Source organism: Pelomonas sp. KK5 (assembly GCF_001984095.1).
Lineage (GTDB): Bacteria > Pseudomonadota > Gammaproteobacteria > Burkholderiales > Burkholderiaceae_C > KK5.
On record NZ_LYVQ01000308.1, the window covers coordinates 1 to 5,899 of the forward strand.

The 5,899-nt window shown below is 70.6% G+C and carries 6 protein-coding genes and 1 pseudogene; 5 read left to right on the top strand and 2 right to left on the bottom strand.

Going from position 1 to position 5,899, the window contains the following annotated elements; translation table 11 throughout:
* Positions 1 to 35: 35 nt before the first annotated feature.
* On the bottom strand, positions 36 to 914 hold the full coding sequence (locus tag B0W88_RS28905) for a DUF808 domain-containing protein (RefSeq protein WP_077038002.1): 879 nt from the start codon (positions 912 to 914) through the stop codon (positions 36 to 38).
* Positions 915 to 1,024: 110 nt separating this feature from the next.
* Here B0W88_RS28905 and B0W88_RS28910 point away from each other — a divergent pair, with 110 nt between their 5' ends.
* The 3 genes from B0W88_RS28910 to B0W88_RS28920 all read left to right on the top strand — a co-directional run bounded on the left by B0W88_RS28910 (position 1,025) and on the right by B0W88_RS28920 (position 3,439).
* The gene (locus tag B0W88_RS28910; protein WP_083749146.1) at positions 1,025 to 1,486 is read left to right on the top strand and encodes a thioredoxin family protein; all 462 of its coding nucleotides are present in this window, start codon (positions 1,025 to 1,027) and stop codon (positions 1,484 to 1,486) included.
* Between the two features lie 78 nt (positions 1,487 to 1,564).
* A complete protein-coding gene (locus tag B0W88_RS28915; RefSeq protein ID WP_077038004.1) occupies positions 1,565 to 2,419 on the top strand; it encodes a transposase in 855 nt (284 codons plus the stop codon).
* 162 nt (positions 2,420 to 2,581) lie between these two features.
* Positions 2,582 to 3,439, top strand: a complete 858-nt coding sequence (locus tag B0W88_RS28920; protein ID WP_077038005.1) for an amidohydrolase family protein — start codon at positions 2,582 to 2,584, stop codon at positions 3,437 to 3,439.
* Here the strand turns inward: B0W88_RS28920 and glmU are convergent.
* Positions 3,402 to 4,787: a bifunctional UDP-N-acetylglucosamine diphosphorylase/glucosamine-1-phosphate N-acetyltransferase GlmU gene (glmU, locus tag B0W88_RS28925; protein WP_077038006.1), complete on the bottom strand. Its 1,386-nt coding sequence runs from the start codon at positions 4,785 to 4,787 to the stop codon at positions 3,402 to 3,404. The two genes, B0W88_RS28920 and glmU, sit on opposite strands and share 38 nt — an antisense overlap.
* Here glmU and B0W88_RS33215 point away from each other — a divergent pair.
* Together B0W88_RS33215 and B0W88_RS28930 are read left to right on the top strand one after the other, a co-directional pair.
* Positions 4,762 to 5,118, top strand: coding sequence for a hypothetical protein (locus B0W88_RS33215; protein ID WP_144007043.1), 357 nt, complete (start codon positions 4,762 to 4,764; stop codon positions 5,116 to 5,118). The two genes, glmU and B0W88_RS33215, sit on opposite strands and share 26 nt — an antisense overlap.
* A 13-nt stretch (positions 5,119 to 5,131) precedes the next feature.
* A pseudogene (locus B0W88_RS28930) lies at positions 5,132 to 5,899 on the top strand (hypothetical protein); the annotation flags it as partial.

Here is a 5,899-nt window from a genome sequence, read left to right on the forward strand (position 1 = left end):
AGCAGGCGGGCGGGGGCAGGGCTCATGCCCCCGGACTATGCCGGCTTGCGCAGGCGGCGCAAGAGGCTTTGCGCGGCGGTGACGATGGCCCAGCTGAGCCCGCCGGCCACCACGCCCAGCAGCGCCGTCAGCACCAGGCCGGCAACGCCGTCCGGCGCATGCATGAAGGGCAGGCCGTGGACCAGGATGCCGCCGCCGACCAGGAACATGGCCACCGTGCCGGCGATCGCCAGCGTCTTCATCAGCCAGGGCGCGGCGGCCACCAGCACGCCGCCGACCCGCTTGGCCAGCGCGCCGGGCCGGCGGCTCAGCCAGAAGCCGATGTCATCCAGCTTGACGATGCCGGCCACCAGGCCGTAGACGCCCGCCGTCATCAGCACTGCGATGCCGGCCAGCACCAGCAACTGCGTGGTGAAGCTCGCCGCGGCCACCGTGCCCAGCGTGATCGTGATGATCTCGGCCGAGAGGACGAAGTCGGTGCGGATCGCGCCGGCGATCTTGTCGCGCTCGTAGGCCACCGGGTCGGCGACCAGCGCGGCCGGCAGGCCGTTCTCATGCTGTGCTTCCCCGTCGTCGCCATGCGGCAGGAAGCGGTGCGCGATCTTCTCGAAGCCTTCCAGGCACAGGTAGGCGCCGCCCACCATCAGCAGCGGCGTCACCGCCCAGGGAATCCAGGCGCTGATCGCCAGCGCGGCCGGCACCAGGATGGCCTTGTTGCGCGCCGAGCCCTTGGCCACGGCCCACACCACCGGCAGCTCCCGCTCGGCCGCCACGCCGGCCACCTGCTCGGCGTTCAGCGCCAGGTCGTCGCCGAGGACGCCGCTGGTCTTCTGGGCGGCGACCTTGGACAGCAGGGCGACGTCGTCCAGCAGGGTGGCGATGTCGTCGATCAGGGCGAGCAGGCTGGAGGCCATCGGGTGCGGTTCTTCAATAGGCGTTGGACAAGGGGGCTTTGTACCCCATGGCAAACTGGCGTTTACGCAACACTTGCTCCCGCGCGATGAAAGCTCTTTCCATAACCTTGATGATCAGCGCATCGCTGGCGCTGAACGTCGCCGCGCAGGCCCAGACCGCGGCGCCCGAGCCCAAGCCGATCTACAACGAACAGGCCGACGCCCGCGCCGAGCTGAACCAGGCGCTGGCCGCCGCCCGCGCCCAGCACAAGAACGTGCTGGTGCTGTTCGGCGCCAACTGGTGCGCCGACTGCCGCGCGCTGGACGGCAAGCTGAAGGCCGGCTCGCTGGCCACCCTGGTGGACAAGCGCTTCGTGCTGCTGAAGGTGGACGTGGGCCGCTTCAACCGCAACACCGACCTGGCCGCCCAGATGGGCGTGCCGCTGAAGAAGGGCATCCCGGCGGCAGCCGTGCTGAAGGCCGATGGCGACGTGCTCAACGCCACCGGCGGCGGCGAGCTGGCCGACGCCCGCAGCATGGGCGACGACGCCGTGCTGAAGGTGCTGCAGGGCCTGCATTCCGGCAAGAGCTGAGCGTTTCCCGCCCCGGCGGGGTCAAGCTTTGCCTGGCCGGCATTGCGTTTTGTGCGGTATGCGTCTAACTTTGACGTTATGGCACGCCCAACCCGCATCGAATTCCCCGGCGCCGTGTATCACGTCAGTTCGCGGCGCAGCGACGGTTCGTCGGCCTTTGCCGATGATGACGACCGGCAGATGCTGCTGGATCTGCTGGCGCAGGCGGTCCACCGCTTCGACGGCCAGGTCCTCGCCTACTGTCTGCTGCCGGACCATTACGACGTGGTGCTCTATACCCGGCAGGCCAACCTGTCGCGGCTGATGCGCCACGTCAATGGCGTCTACACCCAGTACCACAACCGACGGCATGGCGGCAGCGGGGCGCTGTTCCACGGCCGCTTCAAGGCGGTGCTGGTGGACCGCGACGCGCTGCTGCTGGACGTCTGCCGCCATGTCGAGCAGAGCCCGGTGCGGCTCGGGCTTACCGCCAATCCGGAGAGTTATGCCTGGTCCAGCTACCGGGCCCACGCCGGCCAGGTGCCGCCGCCCGACTGGCTGGACGTGGACGGCCTGCACGGCTACGTGCTCGGCAAGCCGGCTGCCACGCCGGCCGATCACCGCCGCGCCGGCGACAAGTACGCCAAGCTGATGGCCGGCGAGCCGCGCATCGACCTGTGGAAGCACCTGCGCCAGCAGATCTTCCTGGGCGACGCTGCCTTCGCCGAGAAGATGCACGCGATGGCTGACCGGGTCGCCACCCGCCGCGCGCCGCGCCAGCGGCCGTTCGGCGAATGGCTGCGCGACAGCGGCTCGCGCGAGCAGGCGCTGTACCGCGCCCATACCGAGGGCGGCGTCTCGATGACGACGCTGGCGGACACGCTGGGGCTGTCCGTCTCGCGGGTGAGCCGGCTGATCGCCGGCTTCGAGCAGACCCAGCAGGCGCTGCACTGAAGTAACGGCTTATCCCAGCGTCATGCGAGATGTCCACGCCAGCTGTGGACAAGTTCGTGGGCAAGCTGCAGACGGCGCGCGCAAGTGCTTGATCCGCCAGGGGCTTCCCTGGCTTGCCTCATAAGGCAGCAGCGGGTGCGCGGGCTCGTTTTCCTGTTGGCGATGGCGGCCGCGCTGGCGCATGCGGCGCCCTATGAAGGCCCCTTGTTCGACGCGCATCTTCACTACAACGAGGAGGCGCGGACGCCCTATCCGCTGCCCGAGGTGCTGGCGCGGATGCAGCGCGCGGGCGTGCGCGCCATCGTCGCCAACAGCCGGCCCAACACCGGCACCCGCGACCTCGCCTCGGCCCTGGACGCGACCCGCGCCGCCGGCGTGAGCGTCGTGCCCTTCGTGCGCCTGTACCGCAACCGGGCGGACTACAACGGCTGGTTCGCCGACGAATCGATCCATGCGATGGTGCTGGACGAACTGGCCCGCGGCACGCCGGCCGGCCCCTTCCGCGGCATCGGCGAGTTCCACCTCTACGACAGCGCCAATGCCGACGGCCCGGTTGCGCGCCGCCTGATGCAACTGGCCGCCGAGCGCGGCCTGGTGGTGCTGGCCCATGTGGACGACGACGCGATCGACCGGCTGATGGCCCACGCGCCGGCCGCCACGATCATCTGGGCCCACACCGGCATCGGCGGCACGCCGATCGAGCGGGTGCGGCAGCTGCTGGCGCGCTATCCGAAGCTGCGCGGCGAGCTGTCCTACCGCCCGGGCCTGCTGGCCGCGGACGGGCGCCTGAGCCCCGCGTGGCGGGCGCTGCTGAGCGAACAGCCGGAGCGTTTCCTGATCGGCTCGGACACCTGGATCAACGCCCGCTGGGACGGCTACGAGGCGCTGATGGCCGAGTACCGCGCCTGGCTCGGCGAACTGCCGCCGGCCGCGGCGCGCCGGATCGCCTGGGAGAACGGCGCGGCGATGTTCGGCTTGATGCCTACTTCTTTGCCTTCACCGGACGCACCCACCCGCTGATCGCCACCTGCCTGCCACGCGCCACCGCCAGCGAGCCGGCCTCGACCGGCTTGGTGATCGTGGATCCGCCGCCGATGGTGGCGCCGGCGCCGATCGTCACCGGCGCGATCAGCACGCAGTTGGAGCCGACGTGGACGTCGGCGCCGATCTCGGTGCGGTGCTTGTTGGCGCCGTCGTAGTTGGCGGTGATCGAGCCGGCGCCGTAGTTGACGCGCTCGCCCACGCTGGCGTCGCCCAGGTAGGCCAGGTGGTTGGCCTTGGCGCCGTCGGCCAGCGTGGAGTTCTTGACCTCCACGAAGTTGCCGATGTGGACCTCGCGGCCCAGTTGCGCGCCGGGGCGCAGGCGGGCGTAGGGGCCGATCAGCGAGCCTTCGCCGACGCTCGCGCCCTGGGACTCGCCGTCGATGTGGGTGAACTCCTTGATGACCGCGCCGGCGGCGATGTCGGCGTTGCGGATCACGCAGTTGGCGCCGATCTTCACGCCCTCGCCGAGGCGCACCTTGCCCTCGAACACGCAGTTGACGTCGATCTCCACGTCGCTGCCGCAGTCGAGCGTGCCGCGCAGGTCGAAGCGGGCCGGGTCGGCCAGGCGCACGCCGAAGCCATCCATCAGCGCGACGGCCTGCTGGCGCTGGTAGCGGCGCTCCAGGTCGGCCAGCTGCACGGGGCTGTTGACGCCCAGCACCTCGGTCTCGTCCGGCGCGGCGATGCCCAGCACCTGCACGCCCTCGGCCACCGCCATCGCGACGATGTCGGTCAGGTAGTACTCCTTCTGCGCGTTGTCGTTCTTCAGCTGCGCGAGCCAGCGTTTCAGCGCCGCGGTGGGCGCGGCCATCATGCCGGTGTAGCCCTCGGTGATGCGGCGCTGCTCGGGCGTGGCGTCCTTGTGCTCGACGATGGCCTGCACCGCTTCGCCCTGGCGAACGATGCGGCCGTAGCCGCTCGGGTCGGCCAGCTCGATGGTCAGCAGGGCCAGCTTGCCGCCGCCGCAGGCCTCGACCAGGCGCTGCGCCGTAACAGTCTGGATCAGCGGTACGTCGCCGTTGAGGATCAGCGTGACGCCGCCGTCTTCGAGCGCAGGCACGGCCTGCTGCACCGCGTGGCCGGTGCCGAGCTGCGGCATCTGGCGCACGAAGGCGATGCCGGGCGCGCCGACGGCGGCTTCCACCTGCTCCGCGCCGTGGCCGGTGACGACGATGCGCCGTGCACCGGCCTGCAGGCCTTCGGTGCTGGCCAGCACATGGGCCAGCAGCGAGCGGCCGGCCAGCCTGTGCAGCACCTTGGGCAGGGCCGACTTCATGCGGGTGCCCTTGCCCGCGGCCATGATGACGATGTTCAGCGCAGCCATGTTGTCTTGTCTTTCAGGGGTTCGTTCGTTCGGCGTCTTCTTCGCGACGGCCGCGATTATCGCGGGCCTGTCGGACGTGGCTGACAGGGAATCCGCACGCTGTCCGAATGGACGGGCCGGCTCGATCTGGGACCATGGACCGAAGCAGTACCAGCCCCCGGAGACCGTCATGCCTTCCCCGCACAAGCCCCAGCGCATCGACGTCGATGACATCGACGACGTGGACGACGAGGTGCCCGGCCAGATGCCGATCGAGCCGGACCACGGCCTCGTTCCTCCGCTGATTCCCGACGACCCCGAACACGACCGCATGGTCGATCCTGAAGCCTGATGGGACGCCGCCGATGAACTACCAACCGATAGACCCCATCCGCTACGAGCCCGGCTTCGAGCGGGCCGACCTGGCGCCGCGCACCGGCGGCTTGCCCGGCGCCACCGGCAGGAGCCTGGCCTTGCTGCGTGGCCGCATGACGGTGCTGGACCTGGATGGCCCGCTGGCGCAGGGCCTGTTCGCGCTTCCCCGGCTGAGCTACCGGGTGCTGATGCGCCTGTCTGCACCTGCGTCGCTGGCGCTCAAGGTGATCGGCGTCGAGGGCGTGCAGCTGCCCGAAGGCGAGGGCGTGGCGACGCAGGACTTCCTGCTCGGCGATCGTCCGGCGCTTGGCAGCGCGGCTGTGCATGCGCCGGCCCACATCCTCGGCGAGACCTTCTACAGCGCCGTGCCCTTCCTCTACGGCGACTACATGGCCAAGTGGCAGGTGGCGCCGATCTCGCCGGCGCTGCTGGTGCTGAAGGACCAGCCGGTGGACGACCCGCGCCGGGCCGTGGCCGAGTACTTCGCCACCCATGGCGCCGAGTGGGACCTGCGGGCGCAGCTCTGCACCGATCTCGCGGCCATGCCGATCGAGGATGCCCGCGTGGCCTGGCCGGAGGATCGCAGCCCCTTCGCCACGGTCGCGCGCATCGTCGTGCCGCCGCAGTTCGCCTGGAACCAGGCGCCGGACGAACTGGAGTCGCAGCTGGCCTTCTCGCCCTGGCACGGCCTGGCGGCGCACCGGCCGCTGGGCGCCGCCAACCGGGCGCTCCGGCCGGCGGTCCGCGAACCCGTCGAG